This window comes from Vibrio sp. RE86 (genome assembly GCF_013114545.1).
GTDB lineage: Bacteria > Pseudomonadota > Gammaproteobacteria > Enterobacterales > Vibrionaceae > Vibrio.
On record NZ_VTXI01000009.1, the window covers coordinates 136,154 to 155,953 of the forward strand.

General features: G+C 45.0%; 17 protein-coding genes. 8 read left to right on the plus strand and 9 right to left on the minus strand.

Translation table 11 applies throughout. The features are described from left to right. The first annotated feature begins 32 nt into the window (after positions 1–32). From aceE to lpdA, 3 genes are all read left to right on the plus strand, one after another. Positions 33–2,696 carry a pyruvate dehydrogenase (acetyl-transferring), homodimeric type gene (gene aceE, locus F0231_RS11070; RefSeq protein WP_171759782.1) on the plus strand — a complete coding sequence of 888 codons (2,664 nt, stop codon included), beginning with the start codon at positions 33–35 and terminating at the stop codon, positions 2,694–2,696. Between the two features lie 30 nt (positions 2,697–2,726). Next, a complete protein-coding gene (gene aceF, locus F0231_RS11075) occupies positions 2,727–4,625 on the plus strand; it encodes a pyruvate dehydrogenase complex dihydrolipoyllysine-residue acetyltransferase (RefSeq protein ID WP_171759783.1) in 1,899 nt (632 codons plus the stop codon). A 243-nt stretch (positions 4,626–4,868) separates the two neighbouring features. Beyond that, positions 4,869–6,299, plus strand: coding sequence for a dihydrolipoyl dehydrogenase (lpdA, locus tag F0231_RS11080; RefSeq protein WP_171759784.1), 1,431 nt, complete (start codon positions 4,869–4,871; stop codon positions 6,297–6,299). 193 nt (positions 6,300–6,492) lie between these two features. Here lpdA and F0231_RS11085 read toward each other — a convergent pair whose 3' ends face one another. Beyond that, on the minus strand, positions 6,493–7,098 hold the full coding sequence (locus F0231_RS11085; protein ID WP_171759785.1) for a LuxR/HapR/OpaR family quorum-sensing transcriptional regulator: 606 nt from the start codon (positions 7,096–7,098) through the stop codon (positions 6,493–6,495). A gap of 315 nt (positions 7,099–7,413) precedes the next feature. On the opposite strand from F0231_RS11085, the gene hpt reads away from it, so the two are divergent. After that, complete coding sequence (gene hpt / locus F0231_RS11090; protein ID WP_171759786.1) at positions 7,414–7,944, plus strand: hypoxanthine phosphoribosyltransferase; 531 nt, start codon at positions 7,414–7,416, stop codon at positions 7,942–7,944. A gap of 80 nt (positions 7,945–8,024) precedes the next feature. On the opposite strand, the gene can is transcribed toward hpt, so the two are convergent. Then, entirely contained in the window at positions 8,025–8,693 is a 669-nt protein-coding gene (can, locus tag F0231_RS11095; RefSeq protein ID WP_171759787.1) for a carbonate dehydratase, read from the minus strand. Between the two features lie 381 nt (positions 8,694–9,074). Here can and F0231_RS11100 point away from each other — a divergent pair, with 381 nt between their 5' ends. The 4 genes from F0231_RS11100 to lpxL all read left to right on the plus strand — a co-directional run bounded on the left by F0231_RS11100 (position 9,075) and on the right by lpxL (position 13,630). Next, positions 9,075–10,745: a SulP family inorganic anion transporter gene (locus tag F0231_RS11100; protein ID WP_171759788.1), complete on the plus strand. Its 1,671-nt coding sequence runs from the start codon at positions 9,075–9,077 to the stop codon at positions 10,743–10,745. Positions 10,746–10,913: 168 nt separating this feature from the next. Beyond that, the gene (locus F0231_RS11105) at positions 10,914–11,831 is read left to right on the plus strand and encodes an ABC transporter ATP-binding protein (protein WP_171759789.1); all 918 of its coding nucleotides are present in this window, start codon (positions 10,914–10,916) and stop codon (positions 11,829–11,831) included. Between the two features lies 1 nt (position 11,832). Then, the gene (locus F0231_RS11110; RefSeq protein ID WP_171759790.1) at positions 11,833–12,603 is read left to right on the plus strand and encodes an ABC transporter permease; all 771 of its coding nucleotides are present in this window, start codon (positions 11,833–11,835) and stop codon (positions 12,601–12,603) included. A gap of 97 nt (positions 12,604–12,700) precedes the next feature. Further along, positions 12,701–13,630 carry an LpxL/LpxP family Kdo(2)-lipid IV(A) lauroyl/palmitoleoyl acyltransferase gene (lpxL, locus tag F0231_RS11115; protein WP_171759791.1) on the plus strand — a complete coding sequence of 310 codons (930 nt, stop codon included), beginning with the start codon at positions 12,701–12,703 and terminating at the stop codon, positions 13,628–13,630. Between the two features lie 40 nt (positions 13,631–13,670). On the opposite strand, the gene panC is transcribed toward lpxL, so the two are convergent. From panC to sfsA, 7 genes are all read right to left on the minus strand, one after another. Beyond that, a complete protein-coding gene (panC, locus tag F0231_RS11120; protein ID WP_171759792.1) occupies positions 13,671–14,573 on the minus strand; it encodes a pantoate--beta-alanine ligase in 903 nt (300 codons plus the stop codon). 11 nt (positions 14,574–14,584) lie between these two features. Then, the gene (panB, locus tag F0231_RS11125) at positions 14,585–15,379 is read right to left on the minus strand and encodes a 3-methyl-2-oxobutanoate hydroxymethyltransferase (RefSeq protein ID WP_171759793.1); all 795 of its coding nucleotides are present in this window, start codon (positions 15,377–15,379) and stop codon (positions 14,585–14,587) included. Positions 15,380–15,401: 22 nt separating this feature from the next. Beyond that, on the minus strand, positions 15,402–15,887 hold the full coding sequence (gene folK, locus F0231_RS11130) for a 2-amino-4-hydroxy-6-hydroxymethyldihydropteridine diphosphokinase (RefSeq protein WP_171759794.1): 486 nt from the start codon (positions 15,885–15,887) through the stop codon (positions 15,402–15,404). After that, positions 15,884–17,251 (minus strand): polynucleotide adenylyltransferase PcnB, encoded by a 1,368-nt coding sequence (gene pcnB / locus F0231_RS11135; RefSeq protein WP_171759795.1) that lies wholly within the window; start codon positions 17,249–17,251, stop codon positions 15,884–15,886. The genes folK and pcnB overlap by 4 nt, the downstream gene beginning before the upstream one ends. Before the next feature lie 81 nt (positions 17,252–17,332). Beyond that, positions 17,333–18,223 carry a tRNA glutamyl-Q(34) synthetase GluQRS gene (gene gluQRS, locus F0231_RS11140; RefSeq protein ID WP_171759796.1) on the minus strand — a complete coding sequence of 297 codons (891 nt, stop codon included), beginning with the start codon at positions 18,221–18,223 and terminating at the stop codon, positions 17,333–17,335. A 69-nt stretch (positions 18,224–18,292) separates the two neighbouring features. Beyond that, a complete protein-coding gene (dksA, locus tag F0231_RS11145) occupies positions 18,293–18,739 on the minus strand; it encodes an RNA polymerase-binding protein DksA (protein ID WP_171759797.1) in 447 nt (148 codons plus the stop codon). Between the two features lie 138 nt (positions 18,740–18,877). After that, complete coding sequence (gene sfsA, locus F0231_RS11150; protein ID WP_171759798.1) at positions 18,878–19,591, minus strand: DNA/RNA nuclease SfsA; 714 nt, start codon at positions 19,589–19,591, stop codon at positions 18,878–18,880. Positions 19,592–19,800 lie beyond the last annotated feature (209 nt).

The following is a 19,800-nucleotide window of genomic DNA, read 5'->3' on the forward strand; positions in this document are numbered from 1 at the left end:
ACTAGATCCAACCAACAGAAGGATAGATCGCCATGTCTGACATGAAGCATGACGTAGACGCACTGGAAACTCAAGATTGGCTACAAGCCCTAGAGTCAGTAGTACGTGAAGAAGGTGTAGAACGTGCACAGTTCCTACTAGAAACAGTTCTAGAGAAAGCACGTTTAGATGGCGTTGATATGCCAACTGGTATCAACACTAACTACATCAACACGATTCCGGCAGCACAAGAGCCAGCATACCCAGGTGATGTAACTCTTGAACGTCGTATTCGCTCAATCATTCGCTGGAACGCAATCATGATCGTATTGCGTGCTTCTAAGAAAGACCTAGACCTAGGTGGTCACATGGCTTCTTACCAGTCAGCGGCTGCATTCTACGAAGTATGTTTCAACCACTTCTTCCGTGCTCCAAACGAGACGGACGGTGGCGATCTAGTATACTACCAAGGTCACATCTCACCAGGTATCTACTCTCGTGCATTCGTTGAAGGTCGTCTAACTGAAGAGCAGCTAGATAACTTCCGTCAAGAAGTAGACGGTAAAGGTATCCCATCATACCCGCACCCTAAACTAATGCCTGAATTCTGGCAGTTCCCAACAGTATCTATGGGTCTTGGTCCAATCTCTGCGATCTACCAAGCGCGTTTCCTTAAGTACCTAGATGGCCGTGGTCTAAAAGACACATCTGCACAGCGTGTATACGCATTCCTAGGTGACGGTGAGATGGATGAGCCGGAATCACGTGGTTCTCTATCTTTCGCTGCGCGTGAGAAACTAGACAACCTAACCTTCCTAATCAACTGTAACCTACAGCGTCTAGACGGTCCTGTAATGGGTAACGGTAGCATCATCCAAGAGCTAGAAGGCCTATTTAAAGGTGCTGGCTGGAACGTTGTTAAAGTTATCTGGGGTAGCAACTGGGATTCACTACTTGCTAAAGACACGTCTGGCAAACTACTACAGCTAATGAACGAAACTGTAGATGGTGACTACCAAACATTTAAATCTAAAGATGGCGCGTACGTACGTGAGCACTTCTTTGGTAAGTACCCAGAGACAGCTGCACTAGTTGCAGACATGACTGACGATGAAATCTTCGCGCTTAAGCGTGGTGGTCACGAGTCTTCTAAGCTATACGCAGCTTACAAAAACGCGGCAGAAACTAAAGGTCGTCCAACAGTAATCCTAGCTAAGACTGTTAAAGGTTACGGCATGGGTGAAGCGGCTGAAGGTAAGAACATCGCGCACCAAGTTAAGAAGATGGATATGACTCACGTACTACACCTACGTGATCGCCTAGGTCTTCAAGACATCCTATCTGATGAGAAAGTAGCAGAACTTCCATACCTGAAACTTGAAGAAGGTACAGCGGAGTACGAATACCTACACGCTCGTCGTAAAGAACTAAAAGGTTACACGCCACAGCGTCTACCTAAGTTCACTCAAGAATTTAAAACACCTGAGCTAGAAGAGTTCGCTCCGCTACTAAGCGAGCAGAAGCGTGATATCTCTACAACAATGGCTTACGTTCGTACTCTTAACATCCTGCTTAAGAACAAGAATATTGGTAAGAACGTTGTTCCTATCATCTGTGATGAAGCTCGTACGTTTGGTATGGAAGGTCTATTCCGCCAAATCGGTATTTACAACCCGCACGGTCAGAACTACACACCTCAGGATCGCGACATCGTTTCTTACTACAAAGAAGCAACATCAGGTCAGGTTCTACAAGAAGGTATCAACGAACTAGGTTCAATGGCATCTTGGGTTGCTGCTGCGACTTCTTACAGCACAAACGATCTGCCAATGATCCCATTCTACATCTACTACTCTATGTTCGGTTTCCAACGTGTTGGCGACATGGCGTGGATGGCTGGTGACCAACAAGCTCGTGGTTTCCTACTAGGTGCTACAGCAGGTCGTACAACGCTAAACGGTGAAGGTCTACAGCACGAAGACGGTCACTCGCACATCATGGCGAACACGGTTCCTAACTGTATCTCTTACGACCCAACATTCGCTTACGAAGTTGCAGTAATCATGCAAGATGGTATCCGTCGCATGTACGGTGAGAACCAAGAGAACGTGTTCTACTACCTAACTGTGATGAACGAAAACTACGCAATGCCAGCAATGCCAGAAGGCGCTGAAGAAGGCATCCGTAAGGGTATCTACAAGCTTGAGTCTTACGCAGGTGACAAGTCTAAAGTTCAGCTAATGGGCTCTGGTACTATCATGAACGAAGTACGTAAAGCAGCGACTATCCTAAGCGAAGAGTACGGCATCGCATCTGACGTGTTCTCTGTAACATCGTTCAACGAGCTAACTCGTGACGGTCAAGACGCAGAGCGTTACAACATGCTTCACCCAGAAGGCGATGCGAAAGTACCTTACATTGCACAAGTAATGGGTACTGAGCCAGCAATCGCAGCGACTGACTACATGAAGAACTACTCTGAGCAAGTTCGCGCATTCATGCCTTCTGAGTCTTACAAAGTACTTGGTACTGATGGTTACGGCCGTTCTGACAGCCGTGAGAACCTACGTCGTCACTTCGAAGTTAACGCAGGCTACATAGTAGTTGCAGCTCTTACTGAGCTAGCGAAACGTGGTGATGTTGAGAAGTCAGTAGTCGTTGAAGCGATTGCTAAGTTCAACATCGACACTGAAAAAACTAACCCACAATACGCTTAATACAGCGCTTAACTAGAAGGTAAATAAGCAATGGCAATCGAAATTAATGTACCTGACATCGGTGCGGATGAGGTTGAAGTTACTGAGATTCTTGTAAGCGTTGGCGACAAGGTTGAAGAAGAACAGTCTCTGATCACTGTTGAAGGCGACAAAGCTTCTATGGAAGTTCCAGCGTCTCAAGCAGGTATCGTAAAAGAAATCAAAGTAACTGAAGGTGATTCTGTTACTACTGGTTCTCTTATCATGATTTTCGAAGCCGAGGGTGCAGCAGCTGCTGCACCTGCTCCTGCAGCAGAAGCGGCTCCAGCAGCCGCTCCAGCTCCAGCGGCAGCGGCAGAACTGAAAGAAGTTCACGTTCCAGATATCGGTGGCGACGAAGTAGAAGTTACTGAAATCATGGTTGCAGTTGGCGACACAGTAGAAGAAGAGCAATCTCTTCTAACTGTTGAAGGCGACAAAGCATCAATGGAAGTACCAGCACCATTCGCAGGTACGGTTAAAGAGATCAAAATCGCTTCTGGTGACTCAGTTTCAACTGGTTCTCTAGTAATGGTATTCGAAGTAGCTGGCTCTGGTGCTCCAGTAGCTGCGGCTCCTGCAGTTGAAGCGGCTCCAGCAGCAGCTCCTGCGGCATCAGCAGAAAAAGAAGTAAACGTTCCAGATATCGGCGGTGACGAAGTTGAAGTTACTGAAGTAATGGTAGCGGTTGGCGACACAGTAGAAGAAGAGCAATCTCTAATTACTGTTGAAGGCGACAAAGCTTCAATGGAAGTTCCTGCACCATTTGCTGGTACAGTAAAAGAAATCAAGATTGCAGCTGGCGATAAAGTAACGACTGGCTCTCTAATCATGACTTTCGTTGTTGAAGGCGCAGCTCCAGCACCTGTTGCAGCTCCTGCTCAAGCAGCGGCACCTGCAGTAGCACCAGCTCCTAAAGCTGAAGCTCCAGCGGCAGCAGCTCCAGCAACGACTGGTGATTTCCAAGAGAACAATGATTACGCTCACGCGTCTCCAGTTGTTCGTCGTCTTGCTCGTGAATTCGGCGTTAACCTAGCTAAGGTTAAAGGTACTGGTCGTAAGAGCCGTATCCTTAAAGAAGACGTTCAGTCTTACGTTAAAGATGCGCTTAAGCGTCTTGAGTCTGGCGCAGGTGCTGCAGCATCTGGCAAAGGCGATGGTGCTGCTCTTGGTCTTCTACCTTGGCCAAAAGTTGACTTCAGCAAGTTCGGCGAAACTGAAGTTCAGAAGCTTTCTAAGATCAAGAAGATCTCTGGTGCTAACCTGCACCGTAACTGGGTAATGATCCCGCACGTTACACAGTGGGACAACGCAGACATCACTGAGCTAGAAGCATTCCGTAAAGAGCAGAACGCAATCGAAGCTAAGAAAGACACTGGCATGAAGATCACTCCTCTTGTGTTCATCATGAAAGCGGTAGCGAAAGCTCTAGAAGCGTTCCCTGCGTTCAACTCTTCTCTTTCTGAAGATGGCGAAAGCATCATTCTTAAGAAGTACGTAAACGTAGGTATCGCAGTAGATACGCCAAACGGTCTAGTTGTTCCTGTATTCAAGGACGTGAACAAGAAAGGCATCTACGAGCTATCTGAAGAGCTAATGGCTGTGTCTAAGAAAGCACGTGCTGGTAAGCTAACTGCAGCTGACATGCAAGGCGGTTGTTTCACAATCTCTAGCCTTGGTGGCATCGGCGGTACTGCATTTACGCCAATCGTAAACGCTCCAGAAGTAGGTATCCTAGGTGTATCTAAGTCTGAAATGAAGCCAGTATGGAACGGTAAAGAATTCGAACCACGCCTACAACTTCCACTGTCTCTATCATACGACCACCGTGTGATCGATGGTGCTGAAGGTGCACGCTTCATTACTTTCCTAAACGGTGCGCTATCAGACATTCGTCGTCTAGTACTGTAATAGAGAAAGTAGAAATTAAGGTGGCTTTCGAGTCACCTTAATTCTTTATACAAAGAATAATTTTAGACAGCATTTCCAATACTCTTTCAGAAACTGAAAGGTGAATTGTTGTCTAGCTCACAGGCTAACTTAAAGCTACTTTCACACTGTTAACATCTCTGTAAAATGTTGGCTGTTTGAAAGCCCAATAATTTAAGAACATCTTCTCAAGCCTGTTAGGGATAATGACTACAAGAGGTCACAATGAGCAAAGAAATTAAAGCCCAAGTTGTTGTACTTGGTTCAGGTCCTGCTGGTTACTCAGCAGCATTCCGTTGTGCAGACTTAGGTCTAGAAACAGTACTAGTTGAACGTTACAGCACTCTTGGTGGTGTATGTCTAAACGTTGGTTGTATTCCATCTAAAGCACTTCTTCACGTTTCAAAAGTTATCGAAGAAGCGAAAGCAATGGCTGAGCACGGCGTTGTGTTTGGCGAACCACAAACTGACATCAGCAAGATCCGTATCTGGAAAGAGAAAGTTGTAAACCAACTGACAGGCGGTCTTGGCGGTATGGCTAAGATGCGTAACGTTACTGTAGTTAACGGCTACGGTAAGTTCACAGGTCCTAACTCTATCCTTGTAGAAGGCGAAGGCGAGTCAACAACAGTTAACTTCGACAACGCAATCATTGCAGCGGGTTCTCGTCCAATTAAACTGCCATTCATCCCACATGAAGATCCACGTATTTGGGATTCAACTGACGCTCTAGAGCTGAAAGAAGTACCAGAAAAACTGCTTATCATGGGCGGTGGTATCATCGGTCTAGAAATGGGTACGGTTTACCACTCTCTAGGCTCTAAAGTAGACGTAGTAGAGATGTTTGACCAAGTTATCCCAGCTGCGGATAAAGACATCGTTAAAGTCTTCACTAAGCGCATTAAAGACAAGTTCAAGCTAATGCTTGAAACTAAAGTGACTGCAGTTGAAGCGAAAGAAGACGGTATCTACGTTTCAATGGAAGGCAAAAAAGCACCAGCTGAAGCTGAGCGCTACGATGCTGTTCTTGTTGCTATCGGTCGTGTTCCAAACGGCGCACTTATCGACGCAGAGAAAGCGGGTATTGAAGTGGACGAGCGTGGCTTTATCAACGTTGATAAGCAAATGCGTACAAACGTTCCTCACATCCACGCGATCGGTGACGTTGTTGGTCAACCAATGCTTGCTCACAAAGGTGTGCATGAAGGCCACGTAGCGGCTGAAGTTATTTCTGGTAAGAAGCACTACTTCGATCCTAAAGTAATTCCATCAATCGCGTACACTGAGCCAGAAGTAGCATGGGTTGGTAAGACTGAGAAAGAAGCAAAAGCAGAAGGCATCAACTACGAAGTTGCTACTTTCCCTTGGGCTGCTTCTGGTCGTGCAATCGCTTCTGACTGTGCAGACGGTATGACGAAGATGATCTTCGACAAGGACACGCACCGTGTAATTGGTGGTGCTATCGTTGGTACTAACGGTGGTGAACTACTAGGTGAAATCGGTCTAGCGATCGAGATGGGTTGTGATGCAGAAGATATCGCGCTAACTATCCACGCTCACCCAACTCTACACGAGTCTGTAGGTCTAGCTGCGGAAGTATTCGAAGGTTCTATCACTGACCTTCCAAACAAGAAAGCAGTTACAAAGAAGAAGTAATTTTTCTTAATGATTGATTTAAAGCCGCTGAGAAATCAGCGGCTTTTTTTATGCCTAAGGATAAGCGAACCATTTGTCTACAATCCCCAACTCGCTCGTCCCTCGCTCTTGAGGATGACGAAGGAATAGCAATCTATCGGCTATAAAAAAGGGCTGACCCACTAGGCCAACCCTTCTACAGTTTTTCTTGAATCTACTTATAAATACACAACATATCTAAGTAGCTTTGTGTCAGCTTGCTGATCGTCGCTTCATCTTGAGTACGGTTAGCCTGAACAAATAGTGAGTAGCAGATACCGTGGAACAGCGTTGCTAGATCGGTTGGATCATGGCTGTCACACACTTCACCACGTTCAATCGATTTGATGAACATGTTCTGAACCAGTAGTTGGTTAGTACGGTTTGTCGTTACGAACAGCGGCCATACTTCATCGCGAGTTGATGCACTCCACTCAAACCAAACTTTAAGCCAGTGGCAGTCTTCAACAACCAATTTAACCATTTCGTTTGTTAGGTTAGTTAGATTGTCTTTTGCGTGTAGATCAAGGTCGATGTTGTCTGATAGGAAGTTTGAGAATTGACGAACAACATAGTTAAGCACATCGTCGACAAGATCTTCACGAGTCGGGAAGTAGTTAAACACGGTGGCAACTGAGACTTGAGCAATCTCTGCAATGTCAGCATGGCCGCCTCGACCAATACCACGGCGTGCAAATACTTCAAGTGAGATTTCCATCAATTGTTGCTTGCGCTTCTGAGGGGATAGACGCGTACGCGGACGTTTCGCTATAGAGTCCATAGTTAATTTCCTTGCCAAATGAGTTAGTTATAATGTGGGCTTTGCCCTATTTAGTATTTTATTAGTTTTGCTTAATAGCTTTATGAGTGTAATGGTGCATATGGTCAAGGTCAACGATTTCAGCTTATTTTATAGGCATCTTTGTTAATATCGTGCTAACGATCAATATGGTATGCAAACTGGTTTGGTGAATATTAAGAGCAAACGTTTTTCTCAGCGCTCGCTGGTGGTAAACTACGCGCTTGAATCATCCAGACTGTCAAACCACTATCTATAATTACGGTCTAGGCAGCTAACGTGAAAAACGAGATAAGTATGAAGCATACAGTAGAAGTCATGATTTCTGAGCAAGAAGTCAGTGAACGAGTTAAAGAATTAGGTAAACAGATTACTGAGCACTATCAAGGTAGTGAAGATCTAGTAATGGTAGGTCTATTGCGTGGATCGTTCGTATTCATGGCTGATTTAGCTCGTGCAATCGAGATTACTCACTGCGTTGATTTCATGACAGCATCAAGCTATGGCAACACAATGGAAAGCTCACGCGATGTGCGCATCCTGAAAGATCTGGATGATGACATTAAAGGTAAAGACATTCTTCTTGTCGAAGACATTATTGATACGGGTAACACACTAAACAAAGTGAAAGAGATCTTATCTCTACGTGAACCTAAGTCTATTGAGATTTGTACGCTTCTTGATAAGCCGTCACGTCGTGAAGTGGATGTGGATGTTAAGTGGATTGGATTCGAGATCCCTGATGAGTTTGTTGTCGGTGTAGGTATCGATTACGCTCAGAAATACCGCCATCTTCCATACATCGGTAAAGTGGTACCACAAGAGTAACACTACTTGTACTGAGATGAATGTAACAACGCCCGCTAACTCTAGCGGGCGTTTCATTTTTGACAGCTACATTGGTTTTATTAGCGACAAAGCAGTTTGTATTCTGGGTTTAGAATCGTCTCCATCGCTTTCTGATAAGACTCTTCAACGGTTTCTCGTGAGTTTGAACGCACACCTAGGTATTCGAGCTTACCATCGCCAATCCCATATACGACACCGTGTATCTCTACATCCTGACCGCGTTCCCATGCATTTTGCATAATGGTTGAGTTAGCTAGATTGTAGACTTGCTCTGCGACATTGATTTCACCGAGCTTGTCTGCACGGTCTTGTTCGTTCATCTCTTCTAAATAAGGGCGATGTTTAAAGTACAGATCGCGAATATGCAGTAGCCAGTTATTGATCAAGCCAAGTTGAGGATTATCAATCGCTGCTTTCACACCGCCACAGCCGTAGTGGCCGCATACAATGATATGCTTTACCTTGAGAACATCGACAGCGTACTGAACCACAGAAAGGCAGTTTAAATCGGTGTGAATGACTTGGTTGGCGACATTTCGGTGAACAAACAGTTCGCCAGAGTAGAGGCCTGTTAATCGTTCTGCAGGGACTCGGCTGTCAGAACAACCAATCCATAAAAAGCCCGGACTTTGCCCTTCTTCCAAGTTGGTAAAGTATTCTGGATGTTCAGCTTTGATTGAATCTGACCACTTAGAATTGTTCTCAAATAGCTGTTTTATTTCCGGCATCTTCTGTGCAATCCTTCAAAAATTCTTGCATCACTATACACAATGTTACAATTTCATTCCTGTTAAACTTGGTTGAAACGGCACTCATCTGACGTGTTTGAGCGCTAAAAATCATAAACTTAGCACTCATCCTAACTAACAGTTATAACGTATGAGTTATGAGATGTGATTAACACTTATCTCTCTTGAGTAACATTTGGTAAAGTGATGAAGTTAGCTACATTTCGCAGCAATTTACTTACATTTTGTGTGTAAATTGGCAGCAAGGTTCAGGGTTATTTGTTGTACTACCTAGTGTATAGCAGCATGCCTTAAAAGTAAGATGTCGTTATTGCACCTAATCAAGCTTGATGGTGCGTTTTAATAGCAGGGAGCAACGTTGTGTTCGCTAGTCGTTTTGAAGACATGAATCTCAAAGGAGATATGTTTGGTGGTGTCACTACCGCAATTATCTCTCTACCTTTAGCACTCGCATTTGGTGTTGCATCAGGAGCAGGCGCTGAAGCCGGTCTCTGGGGAGCTATCATGGTGGGCTTGTTTGCCGCACTGTTTGGTGGTTCAAATACGTTGATCTCAGAGCCTACCGGCCCAATGACAGTGATCATGACTGCGGTGCTGACCAGCATGATGGCCAAATACCCAGAAACAGGCATGGCCATGACCTTCACAGTGGTTATGATGGCCGGTGCATTTCAGGTATTACTCGGCACTTTAAAACTTGGTAAATACGTCACTTTGATGCCATATAGCGTGATCTCCGGTTTTATGTCGGGAATTGGCGTTATTTTAATTATTCTCCAGCTCTCTCCTTTGTTAGGTCATGCCGCGCCTTCTGGTGGGGTCATGGGCACGCTTTCAGCTCTGCCAGATACTGTTGCCAACATGAAGTTCAGTGAACTGTTTCTTGGTTTACTTACGCTCGGTATCTTGTTCTTCTTTCCTAAGAAATATCGTAGATATGTTCCAGCTCAATTAGTCGCCTTAGTGGCGGTAACTCTGCTATCAGTAATCGTCTTTGATACTGATTCAATTCGTCGTATCGGTGAAATTCCTGCCGGTCTGCCGTCACTTGTTATTCCGCATATTGATGCTTCTATGTTCACTGAAATGGTGATTGATGCGTTAGTGCTGGGTACATTAGGTTGTATTGATACGCTGCTTACGGCGGTTATTGGTGACTCTTTAACACGTAAAGAGCACGACTCGGATAAAGAACTGCGTGGTCAAGGCCTTGCCAACATCATCTCTGGTCTATTTGGCGCTTTGCCTGGTGCGGGTGCGACTATGGGCACAGTGACCAACATCCAAGTTGGTGCTCGCTCTCCTCTTTCTGGGGTAATTCGTGCATTAATGTTGGCTCTAGTAGTACTGGTTGCTGGTGGTTTAACTGAGCCAATTCCAATGGCTGTTTTGGCAGGTATTGCGGTGTATGTTGGTTTCAACATTCTTGACTGGAGCTTTATTCAGCGAGCTCATAGAGTGAGTTTTGCGGGCATGGCGATCATGTACGGCGTGATGTTACTGACCGTATTTGTTGACTTGATTGTTGCTGTTGGCCTTGGTGTCTTTATCTCGAATATTATTATTATTGAGCGATTGAGCCGTGAACAGGCGCGCCAAGTGAAAGCGATCAGTGATGCTGATGAAGATGATGTGCCTTTATCTGACAGTGAGCGTGGTCTGCTTGATATGGCCAATGGGAAAGTATTGTTCTTCTACCTATCTGGGCCGATGATCTTTAGTGTTTCTAAAGCGATCTCCCGTCAGCATACCAGTATCTCTGACTATGAAGTCATGATCCTTGATCTTACCGATGTACCAATGATTGACGTTACCGTCGGTCTGGCTTTGGAAAATGCGATTAAAGATGCACTTGATGCCAATTGTGAAGTGTACTTACTGTGTCCTAATCAGAGAACGCGTGAGCAGCTAGAAAAATTCCATGTGATTGACCTCGTTCCAGATGAAAATACCTTCAAGTTCCGCTACGAGGCCTTAAAGGCGGCGATTAAGCATGTTGATCGTGATGAGCATCAGGCTAAAGTTGTTTAAAAGCGTATAGAAAAACCGAAAATGAGCGCCACTGTAGTACCGACTGCAGTGGCGCTTTTTATTTCTGGCAGTTCTATTATTTCGAATAGTTTGGAAAGGTTTAATTGTAATCATCGTCATTCAACGATAGACTAGCCAGAATTAAATGAGCAATGGCGACCTCACAGTATGTACGCATTAGAAATTGAGAATCTTCGAAAAACCTATGCAGGTGGTTTCGAGGCACTAAAAGGCATTAGTTTAAGTGTCAAAAAAGGCGATTTTTACGCGCTATTAGGTCCAAATGGGGCAGGCAAGTCGACAACGATCGGTATCATTTCATCTTTGGTTAACAAAACCCAAGGTCAGGTGAAGGTCTTTGGGTTTGATATCGACCAAGATCTAGAGTTAGCGAAACAAAATCTTGGCCTTGTTCCACAAGAGTTCAACTTCAACCAATTTGAAACGGTTGAGCAGATTGTGATGCAACAGGCGGGTTACTACGGTGTTTCTAAAGCACTAGCGAAAGAACGTGCACAAAAGTACCTAACTAAGCTCGATCTATGGGAAAAGCGCAGTGAACGTGCTCGAAGCCTATCGGGTGGTATGAAACGTCGTTTAATGATCGCACGTGCTCTGATGCATGAGCCTCAGCTTTTGATTCTTGATGAGCCAACAGCAGGGGTTGATATCGAACTTCGTCGTTCAATGTGGGAGTTCCTCAAAGAGATCAATTCTGAGCAGGGCATTACTATCATCCTAACGACTCACTACCTCGAAGAAGCGGAAATGCTGTGTCGCAATATTGGCATCATCAATAAGGGTGAATTGATCGAAAATACCACCATGAAAGCGCTACTTGGAAAGCTTCATGTTGAAACCTTTATTTTAGATCTAGAAGAAGGCACACCTGAACCAACGATTGAAGGGGTGAATAGCCAAACATACATGAATGGCTCGCTTGAAATAGAGATCGAGAAGACTCAAGGTTTGAATGCAATCTTTACTCAGTTAACAGAGCAAGGCGTTAAAGTACTTTCGATGCGTAATAAAGCCAACCGCTTGGAAGAGCTCTTTGTCAGCATCGTACGTGAGGGGAGTAAATAAGATGTACCAACTATACTGGACTGCCTTTTGCAGCTTACTTACCAAAGAGATCAATCGCTTTACTCGTATCTGGGTGCAAACGTTAGTTCCACCAGCGATTACGATGACCTTGTACTTCATCATCTTTGGTAGCTTGATCGGTTCACGCATCGGTGAAATGAACGGCTTTAGCTACATGGAATATATTGTGCCGGGCCTTATTATGATGTCGGTGATCACCAACTCCTACTCGAATGTAGCGTCGTCGTTCTTTAGCTCTAAATTTCAGAGAAATATTGAAGAACTACTTGTTGCGCCGGTACCAAACTACGTGATCATAGCGGGTTATGTGATGGGCGGAGTTGTACGTGGTCTGCTGGTTGGTGCGATCGTTACTTTTGTATCGCTATTCTTTGTTGATCTTCAAGTTGAGCATTGGGGAATTATCATTGCGACCGTGTTTTTAACATCCGTTGTATTTGCTCTTGGTGGACTGATCAATGCGGTATTTGCTCGCACTTACGATGATATTTCAATTATCCCGACTTTCGTGCTGACGCCACTGACTTATCTTGGCGGTGTATTCTACTCAATCAGTTTACTGCCTGATTTTTGGCAAGTTGTCTCAAAGATTAACCCAATCGTCTACATGGTGAATGCTTTCCGTTATGGCTTCTTGGGCGTATCCGATGTTGGGATCGTGACGTCATTTAGCGTGCTTGGCCTATTTGTTGTCGCCCTGTATGCCGTCGCGCATTATTTAGTGACAAAAGGCATCGGACTGAGAAGTTAACAAAACAAGTCAGAGCAGCTTTTATCGCTGCTCTTTTTACATTTTTTAGACACCCACTTTGTTATTTTAGGGGTTGCCGTACCAAATAGGTAGCCTTATGAAAATTGTTCAATCTCCTCCCTTCTCTATCCAAATGCTATTGCCCCAGTATTGGCCTGTGTGGCTAGCATTTGGTGTCTTGTATGTCGTGGTCAATATTCTTCCCTATTGTATTTTACGAAAATTAGGTGAAGGTATTGGGAAGGTTGCCTTCTTATTGATGAAGCGTCGCCGATTTATAGCCAAACGCAATTTGATGGTTTGTTTCCCTCAATATTCTGAACAAGAGTGTGAACGTCTGGTCGTGCAAAATTTTGGATATACAGGTATGGCATTGATCGAAACTGGAATGGCATGGTTTTGGCCCGAGTGGAGAATAAAGCGCATAGTATCAATCGTAGGAAAAGAGAAGATGCTTGCTCAACAGGAAGCCGGACGAGGCGTTCTAGTTATTTGCAGTCATCATTTAAATTTGGAGTTAACGGCACGTATCTTTAGCCAGTTTGCCTTAGGCTATGGCGTTTATCGACCTAATTCAAACCCAGTTTATGAGTTTATTCAGCATAGAGGGAGAACGAGAAAGGGCCATAAGATGATTGATCGAAAAGATATTAAATCGATGCTCAAGGTTTTGAAAAATGGTCATAGACTTTGGTATTTGCCTGACCATGATTACGGCCCAGAATCGTCAGTCTTTGCACCGTTTTTTGGTGTGGTAGATGCAGCAAGCACGGCTGGTTCGAGTATGTTGATTGATGCGAGTAAATGTGCGGTTATTTCTGGAGTCACAGTCCAAAGTGAAGGGCACTATACGCTTAATATTGGATCTGACTTGAGTAGCCAGTTTGAGCGGAGAGATCCAATCAAGACGGCTAGCATTTTAAACAAAGAACTGGAAGGTATGATCAGTCGAGATATTCCCGCTTGGATGTGGCTGCACAAACGGTTTAAAACTCGTCCTGAAGGTGAAGTTTGTATCTATAGCTAAAAAGGTCGACATTATGTCGACCTTTTATTGTGTTTTACGACTATTCAGCCGACTCAGGCACTTCTTCCGTACTATCATCTTCCTTAGTTTCTACTGCCATCTCTACAACTTGGTTGTCGATTAGGCGAGCTTTACCAAGGAATGCGGACATTAGAATGACCGCTTGAGTTGTCTCTTCTGTGATGGCTTGCAGAGTACGTGCATCACGGATAAAGATCTCGTCAGGTTGAAGGCCCGCAGCGCGTAGCTGATCGCTCGCATCTTCAATCACTGAAGCATAATCATCTCGGCCACCACGCATTGCACTGCTGATCCAACGCATTGTGCGAGCCAAAACAGGTGCTCGTTGGCGTTCATCAATCGTTAGCAAGCCGTTGCGTGAGCTCATTGCTAGACCGTCCATTTCACGAACGGTTGGCACACCGACGATTTCGATATCCATTGCGAGGTCTTCGCTCATCTTGCGAATAACAGCAAGCTGCTGGAAATCTTTCTCACCAAAACACGCTACGTCAGGTTGTACGATGTTAAACAGCTTAGTGACAACCGTCGCCACACCACGGAAGTGACCAGGGCGAGAAGCGCCTTCTAGGATATTTGATAATCCTGGTACTTCAACCGAGCTTTGAGTTTCTACACCATTTGGGTAAATAATCTCAGGCGTTGGTGTGAATACCAGTTCAACGCCTTCTCCGTTAAGTTTGTTCAGGTCGTCTTCAAGTGTACGTGGATAATTGTTGAGATCGTCTGCACGGTCAAACTGCATAGGGTTCACAAAGATGCTTACCACTACGATATCAGCGTGCTTGCGTGCTTCACGTACTAGAGTGAGGTGCCCTTCATGTAGGTTACCCATCGTAGGAACAAAGGCCACTTTACGACCATCACGCTTGTACTGTTTAACTTGCTCTCTTAGAGCGGTAATTTCAGCAAAAGTTTGCATGGCAAAATTCCTTACGCGATTGTGTGTGCTTCATCAGGGAAGACACCGCTTTCCACTTCTTCCTTGTATTTAGCTACTGCTTTACGCATATCGCCTGTTTCTGCAAGGAAGTTTTTCGAGAATTTTGGCATGTAGTTCGCTGAAATTCCAAACATATCGTGCATAACTAAGATTTGGCCATCAGTAACATTACCAGCCCCGATACCAATCACAGGTACATCACACACTTCAGTGATACGAGCGGCAAGTTCTTGAGGTACGCACTCTAGCAAGATGATTTGAGCACCAGCTTCTTGAAGTGCAAGTGCATCACGTACCATGCGGTCCGCTTTGTCTTGCTCACGGCCCTGTACTTTAAATCCGCCAAAAATATTGACTGACTGAGGCGTTAACCCTAAGTGAGCACAAACGGGAACGGCGCGCTCTGTAAGCATTTTCACGGTGTCGACCAACCAGTCGCCACCTTCAATTTTCACCATGTTAGCGCCAGCACGCATTAGAGCCGCAGCGCTCTCACACGCTTGCTCAGGCGTTGCGTAGCTCATAAATGGCATATCGGCCATAAGTAGACAGTTTGGGCTACCAGCGCGTACACAGCGCGTGTGGTAAGCAATATCTTCTACTGTGACAGGCAACGTCGAAGATTCGCCTTGTAAAACCATGCCTAAAGAGTCGCCGACAAGCAGTACAGGCATCTCTTGGCTTTCGAACAATTGAGCAAAGCTCGCATCGTACGCGGTAGAAGTGGCAAATTTACGACCTTCTTGCTTCCATTTCATCAGGTCATTGATGGAAATTTTTTTCATGATTGTTCCTTACAGGAGTTGGCTATGATTGCCAAATACGCAGACCGTTTTGGTCAACGACTTTCAATAGGTCGTCCAGTCTGGTCCCACATGGGAGGGTTAAATTTGGTGCGATCTCTGCGAGCGGGTAGAGCACGAATTCACGCTCTTTCATTCCATAGTGAGGAACAGTCAAACGCTCGGAATCCATCACCTCATTGCCATAAAGAAGAATATCGAGATCTAAGGTTCTTGGCCCCCAGCGTTCCTCTTTACGGACGCGCCCTTGCTCTAGCTCAATTGTTTGAGTGCAATCGAGCAGTTCAAGTGGCGTTAATTCTGTTTTGAGCTCGACAACAGCATTGATATAGTCAGGCTGATTTTGCGGCCCCATTGGTGTGCTGCTGTAAAGCGAAGAGACCTGAACGAATTCAGACCTTGGTAAGTGTTTTAATGCTTCAATCGCCACATTGGCTTGCGAGACAGGATCGCCAAGATTACTGCCTACCGCGATAAATACCGTGATCATGATGATGCCTTTGGCTTTTTCTTGCGGTAATTTTTACGACGGCGTTGTCTTGGTTGGCCTTCGCCGTTGCCATCTAAATCTTCAACCATCGCTTGGCGCATGGTACGTCCAGCGTTTTGGAAGGTTTCCCACCATTTTGCCAACTGCTGAACTTCCCCTTGCTCGATCTCACCACGCATTTCTAAGAAATCGAAGCCCGCACGGAACTTGTTAAGCTCCATGAGACGGAAAGCGCGTTTGCCATTTCGACGTGGCATACGTAGCTGAAGTTGCCAAATTTCACGAATGGTAGCGGTGTGACGACGCGGAATGGCGATACTGCGTACTTGATCGTCAAGAACGTAGTTGCTCGCTTCCATGATGGCATCGTAGTAGGCGAGTTTACGCTTCTCCATCAGCTGTTTTGCTTTTTCCTGCAGTGGATACCACAGCATGGCTGCAAACATAAAGGCTGGATTGATGCGTTTGCCTTCTTCGATACGCTGATCGGTTGAATCAAGCACAAGATCGAGCATTTCTTCGGTCGGTGAAGAGTAATCTTCAGTGAAGAACTCAGAAATCGTAGGGAACAACTGTTGGAATAGGTTGTACTCACGCATTAAGTGGTAAGTTTCTAAACCGTGGCCAGATTGAAGCATCTTGAGTGATTCTTCGTAGAGACGAGCGGGTGGAATATCTCTTAATAGAGTCGCCATCTCTTCAATCGGTGCTGCGGTGTCTTCTTCAATATCGAAATCTAATTTGACCGCAAAGCGAATCGCACGAAGCATACGTACAGGGTCTTCGCGGTAGCGTGTTTCAGGATCGCCTAAAAGACGTACTAATTTGTCTTCTAGGTCGTCGCTACCGCCAGCATAGTCGTGAATTGAGTAGTCACCGATGTTGTAGTACATCGCATTGATGGTGAAGTCACGACGCTCGGCATCTTCATCAATCGTACCGTAGACGTTATCACGAAGAAGCATGCCTTCTTTTGACTGCTGTGAAACGTTCTTACTTGGTTCTTGGTGATGACCACGGAAAGTAGCGACTTCAATGATGTCTCGACCAAACATGATGTGAGCAAGACGGAAGCGACGGCCAATCAATCGGCAGTTTCTAAATAGCTGACGGATTTCTTCAGGCGTCGCATTTGTCGCGATATCAAAATCTTTTGGTTGTTGTCCAAGCAATAGATCGCGGACACCGCCGCCGACAAGGTATGCATCAAAGCCTGCACCGTTAAGACGGTAGAGTACTTTCAATGCATTATCACTGATCTGTTTGCGCGAGATGTTATGTTCTTGGCGAGTAATAATATTTAAATCAAGACCTGAAAATGTTTCTGTCTCGCTTGCTGTATTGTCGTTTTTGTTCATGTGCATCTGGCAATCAATTGGTCAAGCCAACCTTGCTTGAGTTTAATTTTTAGGCCCAATAGGGGCGAATTTGCGGCTAATAATAGCCTACAGTGAGCGGTTTGAGAATATTGGTGTGATCTCTGTCGGTGTCGGCAGTTGATTCACACGCCAATTTTGTACGCCCCAAGTAATGATTTCGTCCAGTTTCGCCGCACGAATATCATCAGTTAATTCAAAGCCTAAGAAGTGCATGGCATCGAGTAATGCGGGCTTTGGATTGTCATTATCAATCGCGGTTGCATGATTTTGTTTGGACAACTTCTGACCGTTGCTATCAAGGGCCAGCGGCAAATGCAAATAGCTGACGGGTTCTTTATCAAGCATTTGATATAAGCTAATTTGACGTCCTGTAGGCTCTATCAAATCGGCACCACGCACGACTTCAGTCACACCTTGGTCGATATCATCTAATACTACGGCAAGGTTGTAAGCAAATAATCCGTCTCTGCGTTTTATAATAAAATCTTCATCTGCCAATGCAGTCGGGATAGGCAGTGTACCGTGTTTTTGATCATCAAACTGATAAATAGGATGCGTCATTTTAAGGCGTATGGCACAAGACTCTTGGTTTTCTAGCGCCAAGTCTCGACAAGTCCCCATATAAAAACCGCCCGATGCTTTGATCTGCTTTCTGGTGCACTGGCAGTAGTAAGCTTGCCCTGACCTAAGCCACTGATCAATTTGCGCTTGATAGAGGTCATGTCGTTGACTCTGATAGACGACTTCACCATCCCAATGGAGTTGGTATGCCTCAAGTGTCTCTAATATCAACGAACTTGCTCCGACCATCTCTCGTGGTGGGTCCAAGTCTTCAATACGCACCAACCACTTACCTTGTTGTGACTTGGCCTGAAAGTAGCTACCTAGCGCCGCAATAAGCGAGCCAAAGTGCAATGGGCCTGAAGGGGATGGAGCAAAGCGACCAATATAACTCATACAATTATCGTGTAGTTAATAAACCAAAAAGGGAGCCAAGGCTCCCTTCAATAGTCAAACAAAGCTTGATTAGCCTTGCATCTGTTTCTCTTTGATTTCTGCAAGAGTTTTACAATCAATACAAAGATCAGCAGTTGGGCGAGCTTCTAGACGACGAATGCCGATCTCAACACCACAAGATTCACAGAAGCCAAATTCATCTTCTTCGATCTTGTTAAGCGTTTTTTCGATCTTCTTGATTAGGCGACGTTCACGATCACGGTTACGTAGCTCTAAGCTGAACTCTTCTTCTTGAGAAGCACGGTCAACAGGATCAGGAAAGTTTGCTGCTTCGTCCTGCATGTGGTGTACAGTGCGATCAACTTCTTCCATGAGCTGGTTGCGCCAAGCTGATAAGATTTTTGTAAAATGAGCCATTTGCTCAGGTGACATGTACTCTTCACCTGCTTTCTCTTGGTATGGCTCAACCCCTGCAATGGCTAGGATGCCTAGCGCTTTTTTCTTTGTTTCTGGCATGCAGCATCTCCTACTAACACCTAGTCAACTGCGCTTGCAGTTAATTTAAGGCGGGTATCTATAGCAAAAAGAACCTTTTGAGGCAAATACTGGTGAGTAAAGTTATTGTCAATGTGAAGGTGACATCATTTTTAGCCGTTAATAGCTAAAGTCGAGCGCCTTAACCAATTTTATCTCACCACTTGAAAGCTCTGCCTTGTAGCACAGTACTTCCACCCCGTGTTCTTGAGCGTATTTCAGTAATTGTGAATATTTGGCGTCTATATGGTGTGCAGGAGAGACTTTTTCAATACCTGAATGTAAAACAGTGAATAAAAGTATCGCTCTGCTTCCAGTTTGAGCCATTTCTGTGAGTTCTCTCAGATGTTTTTGACCACGAGTTGTGACCGCATCTGGGAAATACCCTTGTCCTTGATTTTCCTCATCCAATAAGGTGACGCTTTTTACCTCTATATAGCATTTTGGTGCATTTTCGAAATTGAGCAAGATATCAATCCTGCTATTTTCACTGCCATACTTCACTTCAGTTTGAAGTTGATCGTAGCCTTGTAGCTCTTTAATGACTCCAGATTCGATCGCCTCAACGGCAAGTTGATTAGCCCGTGCGGTATTGATACAGATACGATGACCTTGTGCTGTTTCGGTCAACTCCCAACTGTTAGGGTACTTTCGCTTTGGGTTATCAGAGGTTGAATACCACACTTGATTACCAGGCGTTGCACACCCCGTCATTGCGCCCGTGTTTGCGCAGTGAATGGTGCGCTCACTGCCATCGGGGAGGGTAATGTCGGTCAGAAAGCGTTTGTAACGTTTGATGAGCGTAGCTTGCTCTAAAGGCGGTTCGAACTTCATTTGGGTCTGGCTACTGTTATTATGTACAATAAATTAGGGTCTATTGACCTTTTGCGCTGATTTTTGCAGCTTTTATGGAGCCTTTATACAAGGCAGAGGCTTTGAGATGTAGACTCTACTTGATAAGCCGATAACGTAGAAGAAAGGCTCCATAAGAGCTGCCCATAGGGTTCGGCTAAAAGCGTTTTACTCTTTGTTGAGAGGTATTT